Below are 23,883 nucleotides of genomic sequence, written 5' to 3'. Positions count from 1 at the left end.
CTAAGAGAGCGTCATGGCCATCAGTACACCGTTCAACGCCGCCACCGCCGCTTATGGCAATGCCAGCCGGCTGATCAACCAGGCCGCCAAGCCCAACACCGATCTGCTGGCGCTCGCCAATCCGCAAAGCGGTCCCAACTTCGCCGATATGCTGGCCCAGCAGGTGCAGGGTGTGGTCGATACCGGCAAGACCTCCGACGCCATGGCCATCGACATGGTCAACGGCAAGGCCAACGTGGTCGACATGGTCACCGCCCTCAGCGAAACCGAAATCGCCATCGAAAGCATGGTGACGGTGCGCGACCGCGTGATCTCGGCCTACGAAGAAATCATGCGGATGCCGATCTAGTGCCACGCCCTCGTGGTTCGAGGGTCGCAAGAGCTCCCGCCTCACCATGAGGGCTACTGGAGCACCGAACCCAAAGTAGCCCTCATGGTGAGGTGCGAGTTCTTCACGAGCCTCGAACCACGAGGGCGTGGCACGTTATTGGGGTAAACTGCGCAATGCAGGCCGCGATTCGCCACTAGGACCCAACCATGACCGGCGCCGAAGTTCTCGACATTTCCTCCGATGGCATCTGGGTGTTGATCATCGTATCGGCGCCGATGATGATCGTCGGCCTGGTCGTCGGCGTCATCATCGCGCTGTTCCAGGCGCTGACGCAGATTCAGGAACAGACCCTGGTCTTCGTTCCCAAGATCATCGCCATCTTCATCACCATGCTGATCACCCTGCCGTTCCTCGGCGCCACCATGGGCGGCTACATGAACCGCGTGATCGATATGATCATCGTGGGCGGATAGCGGTGACCATCGGCCTCGACTGGCTGCCCAATACGGCCTTTCTCTACCTGCTGCTGTTTACCCGCATCGGCGCCATCCTAATGCTCATGCCTGCCTTGGGCGAGGACATGATCCCGGCCCGCATGCGGCTGAGCTTCGCGCTGGCCTTCACGCTGGTCGTCTATCCGTTGCTGTCGCCCGGCATGCCCGCCATGCCCGACGATGTGATCGACATTATCGGGCTCATCTTTCACGAGCTGGCGATCGGCATCATCCTGGGCGCCATTGCCCGGATCACCGTGATGGCCACGCAGGTGGCCGGTGCGATCATCGCGTTTCAGACGGGCCTCTCCACCGCCATGGCCGCCGATCCGACGCAAACCGGTATCCAGGGCGCGGTGTTCGGCAGCTTTCTCAGCTTCCTGGGCATGGTGCTGATCTTCGCGACCGACCTGCACCACATGGCGCTGGCCGCAACCTATGACAGCTACATGGTGTTTCCCCTCGATGCGCCGCTGATGTTCGACGATGCGGCGCAGATGGCCATCAGAACGGTCGCCAGCGCCTTCACCATCGGTGTCCAGATGTCGGCGCCGTTTATCGTTTTCGGCCTGGTGTTCAACCTTGGCGCCGGCATCCTGGCCCGGTTGATGCCGGCCATGCAGGTGTTCTTCGTGCTGATGCCGGCCAATATCATCGTCGGACTGGTGCTGTTCGCGCTCCTGCTGACCATGATGATGGGCTGGTACCTCACCGGCTTTGAGAATCATCTCGCGATGTGGAGGGGCTAGGGATGTCCCGAAATCCACGTCAGGACGAGTCGAGAACGGCGGTTGGCGAGAACCGGAGCGCAGCGTACGTTTTGTACGTGAGCACCGGAAGCGGAGCCAACTGCTGCTCGCAGGCCGTCATCACGTGGATAGCGGGGCATCCTGATGTCTGACGAAGCCCCCGAGAACGACTCAAAAACAGAAGACCCTTCTCAAAAGAAGCTCGAGGATGCGCACAAGAAGGGCGACGTCGCCAAGAGCCAGGAAGTGGTCACCTGGTTCATGCTGCTCGGCTCAGCCGTTATCTTCGCGATGATGGCGCCCTCGACTGCGGCGAACCTGATGGGGTCGCTCAAGGTGCTGATGATGAATGCCGACCAGTTCGAGCTGGGCGGAGCGGGCTTCGGAGCCTTCTTCAACGGTTTGGCATTGGCGCTGCTGGGCACGGTGCTGATCCCGCTGGCCGTCTTGTCGTCCTGCGCGGTTGCGGCCAACCTCATTCAGCACCGGCCATTGCTGTCCGTCGAACCGATCACCCCGAAATTCTCCAAGATTTCGCCGCTGGCGGGCTTCAAGCGCATGTTTTCCAGCGAATCCCTGGTCAATTTCGGCAAGGGCCTGCTCAAGATTTCCGTCGTGGGCACGGTGCTGTTCTTCGTGGTGTGGCCCGAGCGCGACCGGCTCGACACCATGATGACCGCCGATCCCCTGATCATCCTGGCCGACTTCCAGGAGATCGGCATCAAGATCTTCACGGCGACCCTGGCCATCGTCACGGCCATCGCTCTGGCCGACTACATCTACGTCCGCCAGAAGTGGTGGAAGCGGCAGATGATGACGCTGCAGGAGACCAAGGACGAATACAAGCAGATGGAAGGCGACCCCCATATCAAGGGGAAACTGCGCCAGTTGCGGCAGGAGCGCTCGCGCAAGCGCATGATGTCCGCCGTGCCCGATGCCACCGTAGTCATCACCAACCCGACCCACTTTGCCGTGGCGCTCAAATACGACCGTGCCATGGGCGCCCCGCAATGCGTCGCCAAGGGCGCCGACGCCGTGGCCTTCCGCATCCGCGAACTGGCCAAGCAGCACGACGTCCCGATCGTCGAAAACCCGCCGCTCGCGCGTGCGCTGTTCGCCAGCGTCGAGGTGGACGACACGATCCCCAACGAGCACTTCAAGGCGGTGGCCGAAGTCATCGGCTTCGTGATGCGGCTCAAGAAGGGGCCGGGCTGGAAGTCGAGCTAGGGGCATCCCCGAAAGGCGAGGCGGTGCTTTGGCACGCTTATATGCCCATCCCGTGTTGAAAACCGCGTTCGCTCTCCCCCATGCACCGGCCATTTGCTAGACCAATGGCAGTGCCTGATTCGGCACCCACGGAGCAGATTGACCCATGGCATCGACGCCGCTCGGCGAGGACAGCTATCCAGACCCCTTGCTGGCCAACCGGGGCGGCAGCGCCGGGCTGTGGCGGGTCGTCGTCCTGGGCCTGGTTCTGATCGCCGTAGCCGTGGCGTTCTCGCTGTTCAGCGATCGTATTTCGCCCGATCTGATCATGACTTTTGTCGGCGTGCTGGCAGTGGTCGGCGTCTTCTGCTTGTTTGGCCTCGCGGCGGGCCTGTTCCGCTTCGCCGGGGGCGAAGACCGGCGCACCATCTCCAACGCGGTCGTCGACAGCCTGCCGTTCGGCGCCGTCGTGGCCGATCGCGATGGCAAGATTTCCTACGTCAATTCTCATTATGGCAGCTTCACCGGGGCGATGACCAATGGCCTGCCGGTCGGCGTGCCGCGCCTGTTTGCCGGTCAGTCCGAGGCCAGCGAAGGCATCTACCGCCTGTCGCGCGCCGCCAAGGACGGTCGCGCCGCCATCGAGGATGTCCGCATTGTCGGTGGTCTTGGCGGTTCGCAGGCCAATAGCGGCAAGGCCTACTGGTACCGCGTCGGCGTGCGCCCGCTGCCTGAATCCGACGAGGCCAAGAAGCCACTGGTCATCTGGTCCGTCGAAGACATCACCCGCGACCGCGACAGCAATGAAAGCGCCTTCCGCGACCTGCAGCGCGCCATCGACTATCTCGACCATTCGCCGGCCGGTTTCTTCTCGGCCGATGCGCATGGTCGCATCCAGTATCTCAACTCCACGCTGACCGACTGGCTGGGCTATGATTTGGCCGAGTTCAATTCCGGGCATCTCGGTCTCAACGATATTGTGCGCGGCGATGGCTCGCATCTGTTGATGGGCGGCCGCAGCGATGGCGAAATCCGCACCGAGATCATCGATATCGATCTCGTCCGTCGCAACGGTACCAGTCTGCCGGTCCGCCTGCTGCATCGCGCTGCCCGCCTTGCCGATGGCGAACTGGGCGAGACGCGGACGCTGGTGCTCGACAAGTCCAACGCCCCGGACACCGAGGAAGAGTTGCGCGCCGCCGAAGTCCGTTTCTCGCGCTTCTTCAACGACACCCCCTTTGCCATCGCGACGCTCGATGCTGAAGGCCGGATCATCCGCACCAATGCACCCTTCGGGCGCATCTTCCGCTGGTCCGGCGAGGAAAAGAGCCTCGAAATGCAGCCGCTGACGGAGCTGATCGGGGAGGGCAGCCGCGACAAGTTCGGCAAGGCCCTGGCCGATGCTGCGGCGCATCGCTCTGAAGTCGAGCCGGTCGATGCCCTGCTTAGCGCCGAGGGCGATCACGCCGTACGGCTCTACCTCTCTGCCTCGGAAATGAGTTCCGGCTCACCCGAGCAGGTCAATGTCTACGCCCTCGACATGACCGACCAGCGCAAGCTTGAAGCCCAGTTTGCCCAGAGCCAGAAGATGCAGGCCGTGGGCCAGCTCGCCGGTGGCGTGGCGCATGATTTCAACAACCTGCTGACCGCCATCATCGGATTCTCCGATCTGCTGCTGCTCAAGCACAAGCCGGGTGATCCCAGTTTCAGCGAGCTCATGCAGATCAAGCAGAACGCCAACCGCGCCGCCGGCCTCACCCGCCAGCTGCTGGCCTTCTCGCGCCGCCAGACCCTGCGTCCGCAGGTGCTGGAACTGCCGCTGATCGTCGACGACCTCACTGTGCTGCTCAAGCGCATGATCGGCGAGAAGAATACCCTGACGGTCGAGCACGGCCGCAACATATGGCCGGTCCGCGCCGACGTGGTGCAGCTCGAACAGGTCATCATCAACCTGGTCGTCAATGCCCGCGACGCCATGCCCAATGGTGGCTCGATCACCATTCGCACGTCCAATGTCCAGCAGGTCGAAGCGGCGCAGATGAGCTTCGAGGGCATGGTGGCGGCCGACTACGTGCTGATCGATGTGCAGGACACCGGCACCGGCATGAGCGCTGAGATTATCGAGAAGATTTTCGAGCCCTTCTTCACCACCAAAGAACTGGGGAAGGGCACCGGCCTGGGCCTTTCGACCGTCTATGGTATCGTCAAGCAGACCGAGGGCTTCATTTACCCGGTCTCGACTGTCGGGGTGGGCACCACCTTCAAGATATTCCTGCCGCGTCACGTGGCCAGCGCCACCGAAGTGGCGGCCAAGGTCGCGGCTGCTGCTGCGCCGGTCAGGGACCTGACGGGTCACGAGCGCATCCTGCTGGTCGATGACGAGGAAAGCGTGCGCGCTTTCTCCGCCCGCGCCCTGCGCACGACCGGCTACGAAGTGTTCGAGGCCGATGGCGGCGAAGAGGCTCTAGAAATTCTGGAAGATCAGGACTTCAGAATTGACCTGATGATTTCCGACGTCGCCATGCCGGAAATGGACGGGCCAACGCTGCTCAAGCATGTCCGCGAGACGATGCCCAATCTCAAGGTCATCTTCGTCTCCGGTTATGCCGAGGAAAGCGTGCGCCGCGATATCGAGGACGACCAGAGCGTCGAGTTCCTGCCCAAGCCCTATTCGCTCGACCAGATCAATTCCAAGGTCAAGGAAGTGCTGCAGAAGCTGGGCAAGGACGAGGTCAATTGAACGAGCAGGGCCGGTTTCACGGACCGTCCGAGTTCAACGTTCTGGGCGAGGCTCTGCAGCCTTGCTCCAGCGATCCGCTGACCGGATTCTTCCGCACCGGCTATTGCGCCGTCGGCCCTGATAGCGCGGCGGTGCATCTGGTCTGCATCGAAGCGACTGACGACTTCCTCGCTTACTCGAAATCGGTCGGCAACGACCTGTCGACCCCCATGCCACAATACGCGTTTCCAGGTCTGGTGGCCGGCAACCGCTGGTGCCTCGTGGCGGCGCGATGGCTACAAGCCCACCAGGCCGGCAAGGCGCCGCGCGTGTTCCTGCGTGCCACCAATCAGGCCGTGCTCGGACTTATCCCCATGGGTGTCCTGCGGGGCTATGCTCTGGATCTGAACTGAACCTGGAGCTACCGCCCGTTTTCTCGAACGATGCGGATCACCGCGGCGATGGCACCCAGGAGTGCCACAACAAAGAACGTCCACTGGACGACCGCCAGGAACGTGCTGGGTGCTTCGGCCGAAAAGAAGATCGTGTAGCCCAACCAGGCAGCGACAGCGGCACAAATGAGCGCCGAGATGCGAGGATCGTTCATTGGTGTCTACTCCTGAACAATTTCGGTGAGCACGACATCCAGCTTCTTGAAGCCAAACTCCATGCCATCGGCCATCGGCGTGCTCAGCGCACCGTCGCGCGCCTCCTTGGACGAGTAGGTGATTGTGTTGATGAGTGTCGTTTGTTCGGCCATTTCTTCCAGCTCCAGCCGGGAGATCGTCTCGCCGCCGGTCCAGTCGTCTTCGAAGATTTCGGCGCTGACTACGCGCTCCACCGGCTCGATCTCGCGGATGACGCCACCCATCGCCATAACGTAGCCACTTGGCGCCTTCCAGACATAGCGGTACTTGCCGCCCACTCTGGCTTCGAATTCGCACTCGGTCATGATCCAGCCTTCGGCGCCATTGAGCCACCGGCGGATCAGCGCCGGCTGGGTGTAACAGGCGAAAACCAGATGCCGCGGCGCATCGAATTGCCTGGTGATGACGACCTGCGTATCAGTCGGCGTGGTGATGGTCAGCGGTCCGCCAAAAGCCATGGTTATCCCCCTCAGTTCTTGCCAGCCATCGCTTCGAGTTTTTTCAGCTCGGCGAGCAGATCATCCAGCTGCCCGAACTGCGTTTCCCAGTATTTCCGGTACTCGATCAGCCACCCCGTCGCCTCTGCCAAAGGCCCGGCCTCAAGCTTGCATGGCCGGCGCTGGGCGTCGCGGCCCCGTGAGATCAATCCGGCATTCTCCAGCACTTTCAAGTGCTTGGATATGGCGGGCTGGCTCATGGCGAAAGGTTCAGCCAGATCCATCACCGACGCCTCGCCCTGCGCCAGACGCGCCAGGATGGCGCGCCGCGTGGGGTCGGAGAGGGCTTGAAAGGTGGCGTCGAGGCTGGCAGGCGCAGGCATGGAATAACTTTCAGGTTCTAGAACCGTTCGGTTATCTTATTCCCGTGTGGCTAAATGCGTCAAGCCGTGCCACCGGGAATCGGCGTGCCGGGTGCCAGCAGGCCCTTGGCGGCCAAAGTCGTCCACAACTCGCCGGGGATGCTTACATCCCACCAATCGAGAATGCCGTCGAGTTCTGCGGGCGAGCGCGGTCCGGGCAAGACGTTGCAAACCGCCGGGTGGGTCAGCGGGAACTGCAGGGCTGCGGCCGGCAGAGGCACGCCGAACTCCTGGCAGACCGCGTCGATCGCCTTGACCTTGGCAACGATCGCCTCGGGTGCCTTGGCATAGTTGAACTTGTCGCCACCAACCAGAATGCCGGAATTGAACGGGCCGCCGACCACCACGGACGCGCCGCGCTTGATGCAAGTGGTCATGAACGGATCGAGCGAGGTCTGCTCCAGCAGCGTATAGCGCCCGGCCAGCAGGAAGACGTCCCAGTCGCCCAGCGCGAAGGCGTCCATCAGCACTTCCCACTCGTTGACGCCCAGGCCGATGGCCTTGATGACTCCGCCGTCACGCAATTCGCGCAGTGCCTTGTAGCCGCCGGTCTCGAGCTGCTTCCACAGCGGCCTGTTGCCTTCCACGCCATGGGTGGCAACGCCGATATCGTGCACATAGACGATGTCGACGCTGGCCAGCCCCAGCCGCTGCAGGCTGTCCTCGAACGAGCGCATCACGCCATCGTAGGAATAGTCATAGACCTGATTGAAGGGCAGGGGATCGACCCAGGCGCCCTTGTCCTGTTGTCCGTCAACCACGGGAGCCAGGAGGCGGCCGACCTTGGTGGAAAGCACGGCATCGATGCGACGCTCGCGCAACACGTCGCCAACGAGGTGCTCAGACCGGCCCAGCCCATATTGGGGTGCCGTGTCGACGTAGTTTATCCCCGCATCAAGGGCGTGATGTACAGTGGCCCGGGCCTGATCGGCCGGAACGGCGCTGAAAATACCGGCCAGCGATGCGCCGCCCAGCCCCAGCGTGGTGACCTCAAGCGCGGTCTGTCCAACGCGGCGTTTTTCGAATGTACGAGCCGTCATACTATCCCTCCCGGAGCGAGGGATAACTGACATGTTAGTGGCGATGCTTCAAGCTAATAGAGGTTGCCTACGACTATCGGATGCTCGGATTGCACCTGGATCGGATTGCGCAAAGCTGCGCCGAACTGGGCTTCTTCGATCTCGAATGCGTCACCCGGCTTGGTGCTGATGCCGTCGGCAAAGCTGAGGGTCGCCGTGCCGAAGCAGTGGACGTGCACGTCGCCCGGATTGCGGAACAGGTCGTACTTGAAGTGGTGATATTCGAGGTTGGCGATGGTGTGGCTCATATTGTTCTCGCCGCTGAGGAACGGCTTTTCCCACAGCACCTTGCCGTCGCGCCAGATGCGCGACATGCCCTCGATATGGTTGGGCAGATCGCCGACGCGCAGCTCCGGCCCGAACGAGCAGGCGCGCAGTTTGGAATGGGCGAGGAACAGGTAATTCACCCGCTCGGTCACATGGTCGGAGAACTCGTTGGCCAGCGCAAAGCCAAGCCGGCGTGGCTGGCCGTTCTGGTCGATCACATAGATGCCGGCGATCTCGGGCTCCTCGCCCGCATCCAGCGCGAAGCTTGGCGAGGGAATGGCCTGGCCCGGATTGATCACCGAATAGCCGTTGCCCTTGTAGAACCATTCCGGCTGCACGCCCTTCTGGCCAGCCGCCGGCTTGCCGCCCTCGACGCCCATCCGGAACATCTTCATGGAATCGGTCAGGTTTTCCTCGACCTTCGTTCCGGCCGATTTGTGCATGGCGTCGCGCGTCGCGGCGGACCCGAGATGGGTCAGGCCGGTGCCGGTGACATAGAGGTGAGCGGGATCGGGATGATCGATTGGCGTCAGCATGCGGCCATCGGCCAGGATGGCGGCGCGATCGACCGTCTCGCCCAGGCCATGCGATGCGATCAAGGCGGCCAGCCCGCCATTGCCGGCAGCCGCTGCGGTTGCCAGCTGATAAACGCTGGTCGCGCCGTTGACCTTGCGGGCGGTGCCGCCTTCGACAGCCGCAACCGCGCGTTCACCGTTGGTGTCGAAGAATTGGATGAGATTCATGGCGGGGCTCCTCCGCTGGGCGCCCGACAGGGCCGAATTGGCTGGCATAAAACGCAACATGCCCCCCAGACGCAAGCCCAAAAATCATACTTATCGACGGAAGCATGATTCTCGCGGTCCTGCTGACATGATCTGGCAGGATGTTCTCATTTTGTGCATTGACAGTTCCGGAACAAGATGAGAACAAATAGGGCACATTCAATGCATGGCCACATCAGGCGTCGGCGCGTTGCGCAGCCTCCGAGAGCGTGGAATAAGGAGAGACTAGATGGCTAACGCGCCGCTTCGTGTAGTTGAAGGTGGATCGATGGATAAGGACAAGGCACTTGCCGCGGCGCTCAGCCAGATCGAGCGCAATTTCGGCAAGGGCTCGATCATGCGCCTTGGCGAGGCATCGTCCATCGAAGTCGAGTCGATCTCGACCGGCTCGCTTGGTCTCGATATCGCGTTGGGCATTGGCGGGCTGCCCAAGGGGCGTATCGTCGAAATCTTCGGGCCGGAAAGCTCGGGCAAGACCACCTTGGCGCTGCATGTGATTGCCGAGGCCCAGAAGGCTGGCGGCATCTGCGCCTTCGTCGACGCCGAACATGCCCTCGACCCCATCTATGCCCGCAAGCTCGGCGTCAGCGTCGATGACCTGCTGATCTCGCAGCCTGATGCCGGCGAACAGGCCCTCGAAATCACCGATACTCTGGTCCGCTCCGGCGCCATTGACGTTCTGGTGGTTGATTCGGTGGCGGCACTGACGCCTCGCGCCGAGCTGGAAGGCGAGATGGGCGACTCACTGCCGGGCCTGCAGGCCCGCCTGATGAGCCAGGCCATGCGCAAGCTGACTTCGTCCATCTCCAAGTCCAAGTGCCTGGTCATCTTCATCAACCAGATCCGTATGAAGATCGGCGTGATGTATGGCTCGCCCGAGACCACGACCGGCGGTAACGCGCTCAAGTTCTATGCCTCGGTTCGCCTCGATATCCGTCGCATCGGCGCCATCAAGGATCGCGAAGAGATCGTTGGCAACCAGACCCGCGTGAAGGTGGTCAAGAACAAGCTGGCTCCGCCGTTCCGCCAAGTCGAATTCGACATCATGTATGGCGAGGGTATTTCCAAGACCGGCGAGCTTCTCGATCTGGGCGTCAAGTCCGGTGTCGTCGAGAAGTCAGGCGCCTGGTTCTCCTACGATAGCCAGCGCATGGGGCAGGGCCGCGAGAACGCTCGCCAGTTCCTCAAGGACAATCCGGCGGCTGCAGCAACCATTGAGCAGGGGGTGCGCGAAAGCTCGGGCCTCCTCGGCGAAGTGCTGCTGGTGGCAGGCGGCGATGACGACGCTGGTAGCGACGACGAATAAAAACTGCCTCCCATGCAGGGAATGCCTGAGGCATCGCGCAAGCGATGCCTCTTTTGTTTGTTGGGCCTGTCGCCACCCCAATCCCGCCGCAATGCTGGACATCCCGGCAAACCACGGGATAGAAAGCCAGCCGACCTGTTCTGCGGCGCTGCGGCGCCAGTTTCCGAATGAAAGCCTGACATGACCAGCGTAAATGACCTCCGTTCGAGCTTTGTCGATTACTTTGCCCGCAATGGTCATGAAGCCGTCGCGTCGAGCCCGCTTGTGCCGCGCAACGATCCGACACTGATGTTCGTCAATTCGGGCATGGTCCAGTTCAAGAACGTCTTTACCGGCGTCGAGAAGCGCGACTATTCGCGCGCCACCACCGCGCAGAAGAGCGTGCGCGCCGGCGGCAAGCACAACGATCTCGACAATGTCGGCTTCACCGCGCGTCACCACACCTTCTTCGAGATGCTGGGCAACTTTTCGTTCGGCGACTATTTCAAGGATCAGGCGATCGAATACGCCTGGAACTTGCTGACCAAGGAATGGGGCCTTCCCAAGGAAAAGCTGAGCGCTACCGTCTATCAGGACGACGACGAGGCGTTCGAACTCTGGAAGAAGATCGCGGGTCTCCCCGAAGACAAGATTGTTCGTCTCGGCGCCAAGTCCAATTTTTGGCAGATGGGTGATACCGGTCCCTGTGGTCCGTGCTCGGAGATTTTCTACGATCACGGCGACAAGTATTGGGGTGGCCCTCCGGGATCGCCTGAAGAAGACGGCGATCGCTTCGTCGAGATCTGGAACCTCGTCTTCATGCAGTTCGAGCAGGCGCCCGATGGCAGCCGCACCAAGCTGCCCAGGCCGTCGGTCGATACCGGCATGGGGCTCGAGCGCGTTGCCGCGGTCATGCAGGGCACTAACAACAATTACGAAATCGACCTGTTCAAGACGCTGATCGATTCCGTGGCCCATCAGACCGGCACCAGCCTTAAGGGTATCGAGGAAGGGCCGCTGGCCTCGCTTCGCATTATTGCCGATCACCTGCGGTCGATGAGCTTCCTGATCGCCGAGGGCGTGCTGCCGTCCAACGAGGGGCGTGGCTACGTGCTGCGCCGCATCATGCGCCGGGCCATGCGCCACGCGACGCTGCTGGGTGCGCAGGAGCCGATGATCCACCGCATCGTGCCGACGCTCGTCCGCGAAATGGGCCAGGCCTATCCGGAACTGGTGCGCGGCGAGACCATGGTTGAGGAAACCATCCATCTCGAAGAACGCCGCTTCCTCAAGACGCTGAGCCGCGGCCTCCAACTGCTGGACGACGCGACTGTCGATCTGAAGCAGGGCGACATGCTCGAAGGCGTCACCGCCTTCAAGCTCTATGACACCTATGGCTTTCCACTCGATCTGACCCAGGACGCCCTGCGGAACCGCGGCATCAATGTCGATCTGTCCGGCTTCCAGGATGCCATGGCGCGGCAGAAGGCCGAGGCGCGCAAGAGCTGGGCGGGCTCGGGTGAAGCGGGTGAAGACAAGGTCTGGTTTGCAGTGGCCGACCAGGTCGGCCCGACCGAATTCCTTGGCTACGAAACCGAGGTTGCCGAAGGCGTTGTTACGGCGCTGGTCCGTGGCGGCCAGATGGTCGAGACGCTGGCTGTGGGTGAGGAAGGCTTCATCATCCTCAACCAGACGCCGTTCTATGGCGAAAGCGGCGGCCAGGTCGGCGATACCGGCGTGGTCAAGGGCGAGGGCGTTGCTGCTGATGTCACCGAGACGCAGAAGCATCACGGCGTCTTTGCACACAAGGTCCGGGTTACCCAGGGTGCCATCAAGCTCGCGTTGCCATTGACGCTGACCGTCGATCACGGACGGCGGTCATCCATCCGGGCCAATCACTCGGCGACGCATCTGCTGCATGAAGCCCTGCGCATCGTGCTGGGCGACCATGTCGCTCAGAAGGGTTCGATGGTGTCCGCCGACCGCCTGCGCTTCGACTTCGTCCATACCAAGCCGGTCACCGATCAGGAGCTGGCTGAGGTCGAGGATATCGCCAACACCATTATCCTCCAGAACACCCCGGTCGAGACGCGACTGATGGGTGTTGAAGAGGCCAAGGAATCGGGCGCGCGCGCACTGTTCGGCGAGAAGTATGGCGACGAGGTCCGTGTCGTTGCGATGGGCGAGCCTACCGGCAACGGTTTGGGCTGGTCGGTTGAATTGTGCGGCGGCACGCATGTGCGGCGCACCGGCGATATCGGTCTGGTATCCGTAGTGGCCGAGAGTGCCGTCGCGGCGGGCGTGCGTCGCATCGAGGCGCTGACGGGTAAGGCGGCGCGTCATCGCGGCAATAGCAATGTGCAGATCGTTGAATCGGCAGCGGGCCTGCTGCGTTCGGGCAGCCACGAGGTGCTCGACCGTATTGCGGCCCTGCAGGACAACGTCAAAAAGATCGAGCGCGAGCTGTCCGATGCCCGCAAGAAGTTGGCGCTAGGCGGCGGCGCCGGGTCTGGCGCCACCGCTGCTGCCGACGAGACGGTCAATGGCGTGACCTATGTCGGGCGCGCCGTCGAAGGCATCGCCGCCAAGGACGTCAAGGGCCTGGTCGATGCCGAGAAAAAGCGCATCGGCTCCGGTGTCGTGACCGTCGTGCTCAAGGGCGACGATGGCAAGGGCACGGTCGCGATCGGCGTGACCGATGACCTGACGGCAAAGTATGCTGCGGGCACCCTCATCAAGCTCGCAACCGCCGCGCTGGGCGGGCAGGGCGGCGGCGGTCGTCCTGACATGGCGCAGGGCGGTGGCCCCGATGGTTCCCGGGGCGCCGAGGCAATCGCCGCAGTCCGTGGCGCCCTCTAGGCAATGAATGGAAAATCCCTGCGAAAGCGGGGATTTTTGTCTCTAGAGGCCAGTGCGCCAGAAGAAGATGCGCGGCTTCCAGACGATTTTGAGCTTCTCAGTAAGAACATTGGCGAGCCCTGCCGCCAACACAATGACCAGGCCGATGACGGCGACATAGTCTGGATATTCGCCGAAGAACGCCGCCCCGAAGACGATGGCCCAGATCAGCTGGCTATACTGGACCGGCGCCACCAGATTGGCCGGTGAGTGCTTGGTTGCGGCAATGAGCAGCAGGCCGCCTGTCCCGCCCACAAGGCCGATTCCGAGAAACACCGCCAACTGCTCCAGCGAAGGCAGCACGAAGAACGGGATCATTAGCACGCCGTTGAAGATGGCCGAATAGAGCACCTGGAGGCCGACGAGGCTCACACGGCGTTCCCTGGGTGCCACATGGCGCAGAATGATCGTGGTGACGCCGCCAAAGAACACGCTGCAGAAGATGGCGAGGTGGCCAAGCTGCAGCTCGCGCACGCCAGGCCGGATGACCAGCACGACGCCGAGAAAGCTGATCAGCAGCAGCAGCCAGCGATGCACGGCAACGTGCTCCTTGAGCACCAAGACGCTCAGCAGCGTGACCATGATCGGCGTGAGGAACCCGATGGCATAGACGTCGGCAAAAGGGATGTGGGTGAAGGCATACATCACGCAGGCGGTGCCCGAGATAGCTGTAGCGCATCGTAAGTGGACCAACCAGGGATGCCGCAGCTTGTAGAGGTCGCGCCAGCGCTCGCCGCGCTTGGTCAGCATGGCCGGAATGATCGAGAAGGTCGTCGTGAAAAACGCGATCTCGAAAACCGACATTGTCGGGCCGGTCACCTTGATGAGGGCGTCGGCCATGGAGAAGCTGGCATAGGCCAGAAATGCAAGAAGGACGCCGATTGGCATCGAAAATCCGGAAATGTATGAGGGACTCGGGATCAATTGATCCTACCATACAAGCGCCGACGCGGCCCGTCGATGCTCCCTCCAGCGCCCGTCGAACTATATTTCAGGGCCCTGGACTTCGCTTATGTCTGTGGGTGATGTGGGCCGCCGCGCCCTATACTCGGCGAACCGGCCGGCGATGCGAGTGCGGGCCCCATCGATGAAGACGTTGACCAGCCCCGACAGCACCACGACGGCCAGGCCGATATAGGCCAGCAGGTCCGGATATTCGGCATAGAAGAAAGCGCCCAGGCTGATCGCCCACACGATCTGCACATACTGGATTGGCGCCACCTGGCTGGCCGGCGCATTGCGCGTCGCGGCGATCAACAGAATATGCCCCATGCCGACCATGGCGCCCGATGCCGCCAGCAGGCCGAACTGTTGCGGAGTGGGCATGACGAAACCGGGGATCATCAGCACGGCGTTGATGACGAGGATATAGATCGCGGGCAGCGCGATCAGGCTGACGCGTTTCTCGGTCGGCGCGATCACGCGCAGGATCGTCGTGGTCGACGCGCCGAACACGGCGCAGAGCAGGGCGGTCAAGTGGCCGAATTCCAGCTCACGAAAGCCCGGTCTGACCACGAGCATGACGCCGGCAAAGCCCAGGGCCAGCATGGCCCAGCGCACCATGTCGACCCGCTCCCTGAGGATGAAAACTGACATCACCGTAATAAACAGCGGCATCATGAAGACCAGCGAATAGGTCTCGGCAAAGGGAATGGTCGTGAACGAGACGGTCACGAGCATGGCCGAAGTGACGCCGGTGAACGAACGGAGATGAACCAGCAGCGCGTGCCTGAGCTTGAAGCTGTCGCGCCAGCGTTCGTCCTTCGGCTTGGCAAACAACGCCGGAATCAGGCCGAACAAGGCGACGAAGAAGCCGATCTCGAACACCGAGAGGTTCTGCCCGAAGCCTTTGATAATGGCGTCGCCGCCCGAATAGATCGAATAGGCGGCAATCGCGTAAATCACGCCGACCGGCATGGCAAATCCAGGAAAACGAGGGTTTTGAGCAATGGTGTGACCATAGATGCCCGGCCCGTGACCGTCGACGGAAATAGCGACCCTGCGGCGCTATTGCGCGGTCCTTGCCGCTCGCCATCGAACCGGTATCAACGCGCCCGAGGGGCCGGCACCGAATGGGCAAAAATGCCATCTATTAACTCTGCCTGCCGCATTGCCGCTCAGTATTGCGAACTGAACGGGTCGTTCATCTGCGCGTCATCCAACAAATGTTTTGAATTGCAACATCTTGGGCAGTCCTCGATAACGGATTGCCGTGGCTTGGAGGGCTTCAACTATGCGGATTTTCCGGAAATTGGTGCTGGGGGCGGTTGCTGCTCTTGGCTTGGCATTGCCGGCCATAGCGGCCGAGCGTGCCATCATCGTGCTTGATGGCTCTGGCTCCATGTGGGCCCAGATCGACGGCAAGGCGCGCATCACCATCGCGCGCGAAACATTGGCTTCCGTACTGTCCAGTCTGCCCGACGATCTCGAACTTGGCTTCATGACCTACGGTCATCGCGAGAAGGGCAACTGCGAAGACATCCAGATGCTGGTCGAGCCTGCGACTGGTACGGGAGCGGCCATAATTGCTGCCGCCGACGCGATCAATCCCAAGGGCATGACGCCGATTTCAGACGCGGTGCGTCTGGCCGCCGAAGACCTCGCCTTCACCGAGCAGAAGGCCACGGTCATCCTGATTACGGATGGCCTTGAGACCTGCGAGGTCGATCCTTGTGCACTAGCCTCCGACCTTGAGAGCCAGGGCATTGATTTTACAACCCACGTACTAGGCTTCGGCCTTTCCGACGAGGAAGGGCAGCAGGTTGCCTGCCTCGCCGAGAATACCGGTGGGCAGTATCTGTCGGCCAATGATGGCGATGCGCTCGTCGAGGCGCTGACCACGACCGTGGCCCAGGTCGCGCAGGCCGAGCCGGTCCCGGCCCCAGAGCCAGCACCTGAGCCTGAACCCGCCGCCGTTGACTACACCGTCGCTCCCACCGCTGCTCTGTCGGAGGGCGGCCCAGATCTGGTTCGCAATGGCGGTATCGGCGATCTTACCTGGGTCTGGTATCGCGTTAATGCCGACGGCTCCAAGGGCGAATACGTGCAGACGGAATACTATGCCGACACCAAGGCCATCGTGCCGCCGGGCGACTACATCATGACGGCGACGCTTGGCTATGCGACGTCTGAGCAGCCGGTTACCGTCGAAGCCGGTAAGGTCATTACACCGCACTTCGTCCTAGACGGCGCCATTCTCGAAGTCCTGCCGCGGCCGGGCGAGGGCCAGAATGTCGACGAGGATGCTTCGATCGAAATCCTGCACGGCCAGGAATATGTGACGACCGAATATGGCACGACGCTCCTGGTGGTGCCGGCCGGTGAGACGACACTGAACATCGCGCTTGGCGAGGGCACCTATACCGAGACCTTCACCACCGAAGCTGGCAGCCGCGTGGTCAAGGACATCGTCGTCAGCGTCGGTGTTGCCAAGATCACGTCGGAATATGTCGAGGGCGCGCCGGTGGAGGCCGATATCTTCATCGAAGTGTTGGAGGCCCAGAAGTCCATCGATGGGACGCGTAAGTCGGTCACCTACGGCTACGGCGGCGAACAGCAATTCGAGCTTCCGCCGGGCGACTATGTGATGACGTACGATCTGGGCGGCGCAGCCGGCGAAGTTCCGTTCACCGTTACCGCGTCGGAACTCATCGAAGTCGTCAATGTGATGAATGCCGGCGTGCTGGCCGTCACCACCCCGGCCGACAACTACGTTGAAGTGCTGTCGGCGACAAAGGACATCCAGGGCAATCGCACGTCGTTCGACTATGGATACGGCCCGACATTCCAGACGACGCTTGCGGATGGCGACTACGTCATCGCGACCACTATCGGCGACAGCGTCACCGAAACCCCTGTCACCATCAAGGGTGGCGAGCGGTTCGAGCTGACGGTGGAAGCTGCCCCTGCTGGCGGTAAGAAGAAGTAGGCTCCTGACCGTCGCAACATAGGAAGGGCGCCCTCGTGGCGCCCTTTTCGTTTGGGCTCAGTCGTCGAAACTCACATCGCCACCGCTCGAAGCGTCGATGTCGCGGCTAGTCGGATTGCCCAGGACTTCGATGTCACCACCGCTGCTGGCCGCGGCCTTGATATCCTGCGTCGCATGAACCGAGATATCGGCACCGCTCGACGCATCTGCAGATGCGCTCTTGGCGACCAGATCGGCAGCGTCGATGTTGCTGCCGCTGGACGCCTCAACCTCAAGTGTTTCCACCTGGCCGCTCAGCTCGATATCGGCGCCGCTCGAGGCGCTGGCCGCCAGATTGGCCAACTCAGCATTGGTCACCGAGATATCAGCGCCGCTCGATGCATTGAGTTCCAGGGTGTCGCCCTTGAACCCAAGCAGATCGACATCTGCCCCCGAACCGGCGTCGACCCCTGCCAGCGCCGGCAGCGTGATGGTGAACTGCACCGCCTGACCATCGCTCAACAGCAGGCCGACAAGGCCGCCATTGATGATGAAGTCGAAGAAGTTCTGGTCGAGCTTGGCCGAGAGCACGCCGCCGTTCACCGCGACCTCCAGTTTGTCGAGCGCATCCTGGCTTCGGGACTCCGCCCGCACCGAGAAGCTGTCGCCGATGGTGACCACGGCGTCGAGCCCAGTCGCGATGTCGATCCGGTCGAATCCGGCCAGATCGAAATCACGGCTTTGGGCAAAGGCCGTGCCGGTCATGGCTACGGTGGTGGCCAGTGCGAGAATTGCGGTTCTACGCATATCGATATCCCTCCAATCACGGCCCGGTGATGGACCCGAACCGGATATGGGAGGCGATGATTGCGGCTCAAGGCCAGAAATGTGGCCAGCCGGGACTTGTAAGGCACATGTCTGTGCCTATGGCTATTTGGCGCGGACGCGATTGTTGCGAGGGTTGTGTTCAAGCTCGACCAGGCCCAGCGCTTCAAGCACCGGCGGGACATAGTTGCCGAAGCGTCCGCGAAAACCCTTGCGGATGCCGTACCAACCACCGACCGGATTGTCCGGCGAGCGCGCCCAGGCCTCGACCGTGCCGTCCTTGGCTGGCTTCTGCTCGTCGGCATTGCCCAGTTCCATCCAGTCGCCATGGGCCTTGAGCATGGCGTGAAGATCCTCGACGCAACGGAGCTGGTAGCGCAATTCGGTGCCGCCGGCATTGCAGACAAGAGCACCGGCAGCTTCGTCGCGATACATGGTGATATCGGACGTGCCGGGCGGCGTCTTGAGCTGCCACGGATCGTCCTTGGTACCGGTGCCGATGGTCATGGTTCGCTCCAAACAAAAAAGGCCGGGTCCCCGGACCCGGCCTCATCATCGCTCCAAGCCGTGGCCTACGCCATGGCCTTCTGCAGGTTCTGGTCGATGGCGTCTAGGAAGCCCAGGGTCGACAGCCACGGCTGATCCGGACCGACGAGCAGGCTCAGGTCCTTGGTCATCTTGCCTTCTTCGATCGTGTCGACGGTGACCTTTTCGAGGGTCAGCGCAAACTTGCGCAGCGCTTCGTTGTCGTCGAGCTTGGCACGGTGGGCGAGGCCGCGGGTCCAGGCGAAGATCGAGGCCGTCGAGTTGGTCGAGGTTTCCTTGCCCTGCTGGTGCTGGCGGTAGTGACGGGTCACCGTGCCATGGGCGGCTTCGGCTTCGACAATCTTGCCATCGGGCGTGGCGAGGACCGAAGTCATCAGGCCGAGCGAGCCGAAGCCCTGCGCCACGATGTCGGACTGCACATCGCCGTCATAGTTCTTGCAGGCCCAGACATAGCCGCCGGACCACTTGAGGGCCGAGGCGACCATGTCGTCGATCAGGCGGTGCTCGTACCAGATCTTCTTGGCTTCGTACTTTTCCTTGAATTCGGCGTCGTAGATTTCCTGGAAGATATCCTTGAAGCGCCCGTCATAGGCCTTGAGGATGGTGTTCTTGGTGGAGAGGTAGCAGGGGACGCCGCGATCATAGGCGTAGTTCAGCGAAGAATAGGCGAAGTCGCGGATCGAATCATCGAGGTTGTACATGGCCATGGCCACGCCGGCGCCGGGCGCCTGGTAGACTTCGTGCTCGATAACCTTGCCGTCTTCGCCGGTGAACTTGATGGTCAGCGTGCCCTTGCCGGGGAAGCGGAAGTCGGTGGCGCGGTACTGGTCGCCAAAGGCATGGCGGCCGACGATGATCGGCTGGGTCCAGCCGGGAACGAGGCGCGGCACGTTCTTGCAGATGATGGGCTCGCGGAAGATCACGCCGCCCAGGATGTTGCGGATGGTGCCGTTGGGCGACTTCCACATCTTCTTGAGCTTGAATTCCTCGACGCGCTGCTCATCGGGGGTGATGGTGGCGCATTTGATGCCGACGCCATGCTTCTGGATGGCATGGGCGGAATCGACGGTCACCTGGTCGTTGGTGGCGTCGCGGTTTTCGACGCTGAGGTCGTAATACTCGATCGGCAGGTCGAGATAGGGATGGATGAGCTTGTCCTTGATCGCCTGCCAGATGATCCGGGTCATTTCGTCGCCATCGAGATCCACAACGGGATTGGCGACCTTGATCTTGCTCATCGGAAATATCTCCCTGAATTCCGCGTATTGGGTGTGCCGAGGCTATAGCATCGGCTTTGGCGAGGCGCAAAGGCAGCTTATGGCATGGGGGCATGCCAGTTGACACCGTGCATATGCACGCCTATCTGCAGGGCCATGGATGACGAGTTCGACCTCTGCTTCGTGCTGAATACCCGCATGGCCGCCCGCGCCGTGACGCGGCGGGCTGATCGCAAGCTGAGAGCGTTCGGTATCACAGCTGCGCAGTTCACCATCCTGGGGTCATTGCTGAAACATTCTGGCCGTTCCGTGACGCAAATGGCAGACGCCATCGCCATGGACCGGACCACGCTTTCCCGCAATCTGGCCCTGCTGGAGCGCAAGGGTCTTGTCACCAGTGCAGCGGCCGAGCGCGGCAACGGGCGCATCGGCGCGCTGACCGAGCAAGGCGCTCAACTCGTCGAAATGGCCGTTCCCGAATGGCGCAAGCAACAGGCCGAGCTGCGCGCCACGCTCGACAACCCTGATTTTCCAACCGTTATCGCCGCCTTGCGGCATCTGGCCAGCGTCTAGTGCGCTGTCCAACACCTTCTACAGGAGACCTGCATGCTGAAGCCTGATCCGTCTGATCCGATCGTTGTTACCGGTATGGGCGTCGTCAGCCCGCTTGGCGTGGGTGTCGACACCATGTGGAGCCGCCTGACCTCAGGCAAGAGCGGCATTGTCCACAACGATCGCTTCGATACGGAGGGTTTTGGCGCCACCATTGCCGGGCTGGTGCCGGCCAAGGCCAACGATCCCAACGGTTTCGATCCTGCCGATTTCATCGACGGCAAGGAGATCAAGAAGATGGACGTCTTCATTCAGTATGCCATCGGCGCGGCGCATGAGGCGCTTGAGCAGGCAAACTGGCACCCAACCTCGCTCGAGGACCAGCAGGCGACCGCTACGGTCATCGGGACGGGCGTTGGCGGGTCGCCGGTGATGGCACGCGCCATCGAGATTATCCAGACCAAGGGGCCCAAGCGCCTATCGCCGTTTACGGTGCCGTCGTTTCTCGCCAATCTGGCAGCCGGATGGCTCTCGATCCTGCACAGTTTCCGCGGTCCGATCGGTACGCCGGTTACAGCCTGCGCCGCTTCTGCCCAGGCCATCGGCGATGGCATGCGCCTGATCATGACTGGCGAGGCGGAGGTTGCTGTTGTTGGCGGCGCCGAGGGCTCGGTCGATCCCATATCGCTGGGCGGCTTCGGCGCCTCGCGCGCCTTGGCCACGAGTTTCAACGACACGCCGGACAAGGCATCCCGGCCGTTCGACAAAGGGCATGACGGCTTCGTCCTGTCGGAAGGCGCGGCGGTGCTCGTCATCGAGAAACTGAGCCACGCCAAAGCCCGTGGCGCCACTCCGCTTGCCGTGATCGCCGGATACGGCACTTCGGCCGATGCCTATCACCTGACGGCGGGTTCGCCTGACGGTTCCGGGGCGCAGGTAGCGATGCGCAACGCAATCACCATGGCCGGCATCGACCAGAAGCAGATCGGCTACGTCAACGCCCACGCCACCTCCACGGCAGTCGGCGACGCCGCCGAACTGGCTGGTATCGGTGCAGTCTTCCCGGGCCGTGGCAAGGACCTGGCGATTTCGTCAACCAAGTCGGCAACTGGCCACATGCTCGGGGCGGCCGGTGCAATCGAGGCGGTCATTTCCGTCCAGGCGCTGCGCACCGGCCTGCTGCCGGCTTCGATCAATATCGAAGACCCGATGGAAGAGGCCACACAGTTCGATCTCATCGCCAACCAGCCCAAGGCCAAGGCGGTGGACTATATCCTCTCCAACTCCTTTGGTTTTGGCGGGGTCAATGCTGCGCTGGTGCTCGGCAAGGCGCCAGCCTGACGGCTATTTTGGCGGCAGGGTTGCGACGAAATTCCTGGCTGTGGTCAGCCAGCTGCCTAGAGTCTCGTCGTCTTCTATCGTGTCGCCCTGAACGAAGACAAAGCCGCCCATGGTCCGTCCGTTCATGACCATGGGGGAGGCCCCAGGACGGGCAAGGGCGTCCTTCATGCCGTCCTTGCCGACCCGTACCAGTAAGGTGCCGTCCTTGATCGGGCAGACCAGCATATTGCCGCGATGCATAAAGGCGCGGCCGTTGAACATCCTCTTTTCGATCAACACCAAGTCGGGGGTCAGGGCGCGGATGCGCTCGGATAGCTCCTCAAGGGCCAGGCTCATGCGGGGCTCTCCCGGTACTTCTGATGCTGCGGCAAGTGGTCGGCGATCAGGTCCCATTCCTGGCGGCTACGGGCGAAGATCAACTGATTGGCGTCGAACCAGTCGTTCATGCCGGCAAAGAAGCCGGCCGGAATCATCCGGATATCGGGCGCCCGCGACGACTGCCCATGTAGTGGCGTGCCGCATTCGGGGCAGAAGTGATGCGTGAAGGTCGCCCCCGAATCACATGGCCGCGCAAAGGATTTTGTTTCGCCCGCGATCGTGATCACGTCCGCCGGCACCAGTACGACGGTAGAGTGACCGGTGCCGGTCGCGCGCTGGCAATCGAGGCAAGAGCACAGCAGCATCGAGGCGACGCGGCCCGCAATGGCCAAGCGCACACGCCCACAAGCACAATTGGCTGAAACATCGATCGTAGGACGGCTGCTCATCGTCTGAGGCTGACACGTGACCGTGCAGCTCGCAAGCGTGGCTATCTTGCTTTTGCTGGCGGCAGTAGAAAGAGTGCGCCCGCCAGAAGGGGAAGGCATGGCACTGTATCCGACCTATCCTGTAGTCACCGAACGATTGACGTTGCGCCCGTTCAACCGCGGTGACGTTGATGCCGTCTTCGCCTATCGCCGGCTCGATGAGGTGGCGCGCTATCTGTTCGACGTCCCCCTGAGTCGCGAGGAATGCGCCCTGGCCGTGCAACAGCGGATCGGGCAGGTGGCGCTGGTAGCAGAGGGAGACAAGATCATCCTTGCGGTCGAGCTCAATGCCAATGGCCAACTAATCGGGGAAGTCTCGCTGATCTGGCGGAGCGTGGATGCCCGGCAGGGCGAGGTCGGCTGGATTTTTGATCCGGCGTATCAGGGCCACGGTTACGCGACCGAGGCGGCCAACGCCATTTTCGATCTCGGCTTCGGCCCTGGCGATATGCACCGCCTGGCGGCCCGCTGCGATGCGCGCAACGACGCATCATGGCGATTGATGGAGCGGCTGGGTATGCGCCGGGAGGCGCATTTCCGCGAACATGCGATCTTCAAGAGCGCATGGGACGAAGAGTATATCTATGCTATACTGTGGCAGGAATGGAATGCCCTGCGTCGGCCGCAAACTCCTGGCTGAACGCAATTTTCCGGCGTCGACGCGGTAGGATTTTCTATTCGCTGGCAGGAACTGGGCTCATTCGATGACGTTGTGACTTCGGGCTTACAAGAGTTGGCCAAGGGAGCGCGCTATCATGTCATCACTGTCTTTTCCCATCGAGACCGATCGCCTGATGCTGCGCCCCTTCGAGCGGAGCGACGTAGATGGGCTCAACGCCTATCATGCGCTGCCTTCGGTGCAGCGCTATGTTTTCAGCCGCACGCGTGACCGCGCCGAGGTCGCTGGCGCCCTTAACATCATGCGCAATCACGTGAGCTTGCAGCGCCCGGGCGATACACTAACTCTTGCCATGATCCGCAAGGGCGACAAGCAGCTGGTCGGGCATGTCTCGCTGCACTGGTCCGATGCCACGGCCGGGCAGGGTGAGGTTCGGTTCTGCATCAATCCTGCCTATGCCGGGCAGGGCTTTTCCAGGGAGGCCATATCGTCTGTCTTCGATCTTGCCTTTGATCATTTCCGCATTCATCGGGTGTTCGCCCGCTGTGATGGCCGCAACCACCACTCGATCAAACTCATGCAGCAGCTGGGGATGCGCCTTGAGGCCCATTACCGCGAGCATGCCCTGTTCCAAGGTGAGTGGGACGAAGAACTGCATTTTGCCATTCTCGATCGCGAGTGGCAGCGTTCGACCAAGGTCAAGGACTTGCCGCCGCGCCATCGCGTCGCCTGATTTGCAACGGGCCGCGAAAAC

At 62.0% G+C, this 23,883-nt stretch carries 25 protein-coding genes; 13 read left to right on the top strand and 12 right to left on the bottom strand.

What is annotated here, in order from left to right:
* The first annotated feature begins 13 nt into the window (after positions 1-13).
* The 6 genes from fliE (at position 14) to IM737_RS04930 (ending at position 5,912) form a co-directional block, all read left to right on the top strand.
* Positions 14-349 carry a flagellar hook-basal body complex protein FliE gene (gene fliE / locus IM737_RS04955; RefSeq protein WP_236898802.1) on the top strand — a complete coding sequence of 112 codons (336 nt, stop codon included), beginning with the start codon at positions 14-16 and terminating at the stop codon, positions 347-349.
* A gap of 188 nt (positions 350-537) precedes the next feature.
* Entirely contained in the window at positions 538-804 is a 267-nt protein-coding gene (fliQ, locus tag IM737_RS04950) for a flagellar biosynthesis protein FliQ (RefSeq protein ID WP_236898800.1), read from the top strand.
* A gap of 2 nt (positions 805-806) precedes the next feature.
* Positions 807-1,574: a flagellar biosynthetic protein FliR gene (gene fliR, locus IM737_RS04945; protein WP_236898797.1), complete on the top strand. Its 768-nt coding sequence runs from the start codon at positions 807-809 to the stop codon at positions 1,572-1,574.
* Positions 1,575-1,718: 144 nt separating this feature from the next.
* Positions 1,719-2,801, top strand: a complete 1,083-nt coding sequence (flhB, locus tag IM737_RS04940) for a flagellar biosynthesis protein FlhB (protein ID WP_236898795.1) — start codon at positions 1,719-1,721, stop codon at positions 2,799-2,801.
* Between the two features lie 145 nt (positions 2,802-2,946).
* On the top strand, positions 2,947-5,520 hold the full coding sequence (gene cckA / locus IM737_RS04935; protein ID WP_236898793.1) for a cell cycle histidine kinase CckA: 2,574 nt from the start codon (positions 2,947-2,949) through the stop codon (positions 5,518-5,520).
* A complete protein-coding gene (locus IM737_RS04930; RefSeq protein WP_236898791.1) occupies positions 5,517-5,912 on the top strand; it encodes a DUF2237 family protein in 396 nt (131 codons plus the stop codon). The genes cckA and IM737_RS04930 overlap by 4 nt, the downstream gene beginning before the upstream one ends.
* Positions 5,913-5,920: 8 nt before the next feature.
* Here IM737_RS04930 and IM737_RS04925 read toward each other — a convergent pair whose 3' ends face one another.
* The 5 genes from IM737_RS04925 to araD1 are packed head-to-tail and all read right to left on the bottom strand — an operon-like array spanning position 5,921 to position 9,094.
* Positions 5,921-6,106: a hypothetical protein gene (locus IM737_RS04925; protein ID WP_236898789.1), complete on the bottom strand. Its 186-nt coding sequence runs from the start codon at positions 6,104-6,106 to the stop codon at positions 5,921-5,923.
* 6 nt (positions 6,107-6,112) lie between these two features.
* A complete protein-coding gene (locus IM737_RS04920) occupies positions 6,113-6,604 on the bottom strand; it encodes an SRPBCC family protein (protein WP_236898787.1) in 492 nt (163 codons plus the stop codon).
* 11 nt (positions 6,605-6,615) lie between these two features.
* On the bottom strand, positions 6,616-6,966 hold the full coding sequence (locus IM737_RS04915; RefSeq protein WP_236898785.1) for an ArsR/SmtB family transcription factor: 351 nt from the start codon (positions 6,964-6,966) through the stop codon (positions 6,616-6,618).
* A gap of 59 nt (positions 6,967-7,025) precedes the next feature.
* A complete protein-coding gene (locus tag IM737_RS04910) occupies positions 7,026-8,045 on the bottom strand; it encodes an aldo/keto reductase (protein WP_236898784.1) in 1,020 nt (339 codons plus the stop codon).
* Between the two features lie 53 nt (positions 8,046-8,098).
* Positions 8,099-9,094 (bottom strand): AraD1 family protein, encoded by a 996-nt coding sequence (gene araD1, locus IM737_RS04905; RefSeq protein WP_236898783.1) that lies wholly within the window; start codon positions 9,092-9,094, stop codon positions 8,099-8,101.
* A 268-nt stretch (positions 9,095-9,362) separates the two neighbouring features.
* On the opposite strand from araD1, the gene recA reads away from it, so the two are divergent.
* Both recA and alaS read left to right on the top strand, forming a co-directional pair.
* Positions 9,363-10,439: a recombinase RecA gene (gene recA / locus IM737_RS04900; protein WP_236898782.1), complete on the top strand. Its 1,077-nt coding sequence runs from the start codon at positions 9,363-9,365 to the stop codon at positions 10,437-10,439.
* A 180-nt stretch (positions 10,440-10,619) separates the two neighbouring features.
* Positions 10,620-13,277, top strand: a complete 2,658-nt coding sequence (gene alaS, locus IM737_RS04895) for an alanine--tRNA ligase (RefSeq protein WP_236898781.1) — start codon at positions 10,620-10,622, stop codon at positions 13,275-13,277.
* Positions 13,278-13,319: 42 nt separating this feature from the next.
* On the opposite strand, the gene IM737_RS04890 is transcribed toward alaS, so the two are convergent.
* Both IM737_RS04890 and IM737_RS04885 read right to left on the bottom strand, forming a co-directional pair.
* Positions 13,320-14,204 carry a DMT family transporter gene (locus tag IM737_RS04890; RefSeq protein ID WP_236898780.1) on the bottom strand — a complete coding sequence of 295 codons (885 nt, stop codon included), beginning with the start codon at positions 14,202-14,204 and terminating at the stop codon, positions 13,320-13,322.
* 96 nt (positions 14,205-14,300) lie between these two features.
* Positions 14,301-15,233: a DMT family transporter gene (locus IM737_RS04885; protein ID WP_236898779.1), complete on the bottom strand. Its 933-nt coding sequence runs from the start codon at positions 15,231-15,233 to the stop codon at positions 14,301-14,303.
* Positions 15,234-15,549: 316 nt separating this feature from the next.
* Here IM737_RS04885 and IM737_RS04880 point away from each other — a divergent pair, with 316 nt between their 5' ends.
* Positions 15,550-17,244 (top strand): vWA domain-containing protein, encoded by a 1,695-nt coding sequence (locus IM737_RS04880; protein ID WP_236898777.1) that lies wholly within the window; start codon positions 15,550-15,552, stop codon positions 17,242-17,244.
* A gap of 57 nt (positions 17,245-17,301) precedes the next feature.
* Here the strand turns inward: IM737_RS04880 and IM737_RS04875 are convergent, their stop codons facing one another.
* From IM737_RS04875 to IM737_RS04865, 3 genes are all read right to left on the bottom strand, one after another.
* Positions 17,302-18,030 (bottom strand): head GIN domain-containing protein, encoded by a 729-nt coding sequence (locus IM737_RS04875; protein ID WP_236898776.1) that lies wholly within the window; start codon positions 18,028-18,030, stop codon positions 17,302-17,304.
* A gap of 123 nt (positions 18,031-18,153) precedes the next feature.
* Entirely contained in the window at positions 18,154-18,555 is a 402-nt protein-coding gene (locus IM737_RS04870; protein WP_236898775.1) for a DUF6855 family protein, read from the bottom strand.
* A 65-nt stretch (positions 18,556-18,620) separates the two neighbouring features.
* Positions 18,621-19,832 carry an NADP-dependent isocitrate dehydrogenase gene (locus IM737_RS04865; protein WP_236898774.1) on the bottom strand — a complete coding sequence of 404 codons (1,212 nt, stop codon included), beginning with the start codon at positions 19,830-19,832 and terminating at the stop codon, positions 18,621-18,623.
* 135 nt (positions 19,833-19,967) lie between these two features.
* Between IM737_RS04865 and IM737_RS04860 the strand changes: the two genes are divergently transcribed.
* Both IM737_RS04860 and fabF read left to right on the top strand, forming a co-directional pair.
* The gene (locus tag IM737_RS04860) at positions 19,968-20,384 is read left to right on the top strand and encodes a MarR family winged helix-turn-helix transcriptional regulator (protein ID WP_236898773.1); all 417 of its coding nucleotides are present in this window, start codon (positions 19,968-19,970) and stop codon (positions 20,382-20,384) included.
* A 33-nt stretch (positions 20,385-20,417) separates the two neighbouring features.
* Complete coding sequence (gene fabF / locus IM737_RS04855) at positions 20,418-21,704, top strand: beta-ketoacyl-ACP synthase II (RefSeq protein ID WP_236898772.1); 1,287 nt, start codon at positions 20,418-20,420, stop codon at positions 21,702-21,704.
* 3 nt (positions 21,705-21,707) lie between these two features.
* Here fabF and IM737_RS04850 read toward each other — a convergent pair whose 3' ends face one another.
* Together IM737_RS04850 and IM737_RS04845 are read right to left on the bottom strand one after the other, a co-directional pair.
* Entirely contained in the window at positions 21,708-22,040 is a 333-nt protein-coding gene (locus IM737_RS04850) for a TfoX/Sxy family protein (protein ID WP_236898771.1), read from the bottom strand.
* The gene (locus tag IM737_RS04845) at positions 22,037-22,414 is read right to left on the bottom strand and encodes a GFA family protein (RefSeq protein WP_236898770.1); all 378 of its coding nucleotides are present in this window, start codon (positions 22,412-22,414) and stop codon (positions 22,037-22,039) included. Before IM737_RS04845 ends, IM737_RS04850 begins: the two co-directional genes overlap by 4 nt.
* Before the next feature lie 73 nt (positions 22,415-22,487).
* Between IM737_RS04845 and IM737_RS04840 the strand changes: the two genes are divergently transcribed.
* Complete coding sequence (locus IM737_RS04840; RefSeq protein WP_236898768.1) at positions 22,488-23,150, top strand: GNAT family N-acetyltransferase; 663 nt, start codon at positions 22,488-22,490, stop codon at positions 23,148-23,150.
* 115 nt (positions 23,151-23,265) lie between these two features.
* Positions 23,266-23,862: a GNAT family N-acetyltransferase gene (locus IM737_RS04835; RefSeq protein WP_236898766.1), complete on the top strand. Its 597-nt coding sequence runs from the start codon at positions 23,266-23,268 to the stop codon at positions 23,860-23,862.
* The last annotated feature ends 21 nt before the right edge of the window (positions 23,863-23,883 follow it).

This window comes from Devosia sp. SL43, from assembly GCF_021729885.1.
In the GTDB taxonomy this organism is placed as follows: domain Bacteria; phylum Pseudomonadota; class Alphaproteobacteria; order Rhizobiales; family Devosiaceae; genus Devosia.
Note: the sequence above shows the minus strand (reverse complement) of the source record. Positions and strands in the feature narration are given on the sequence as shown.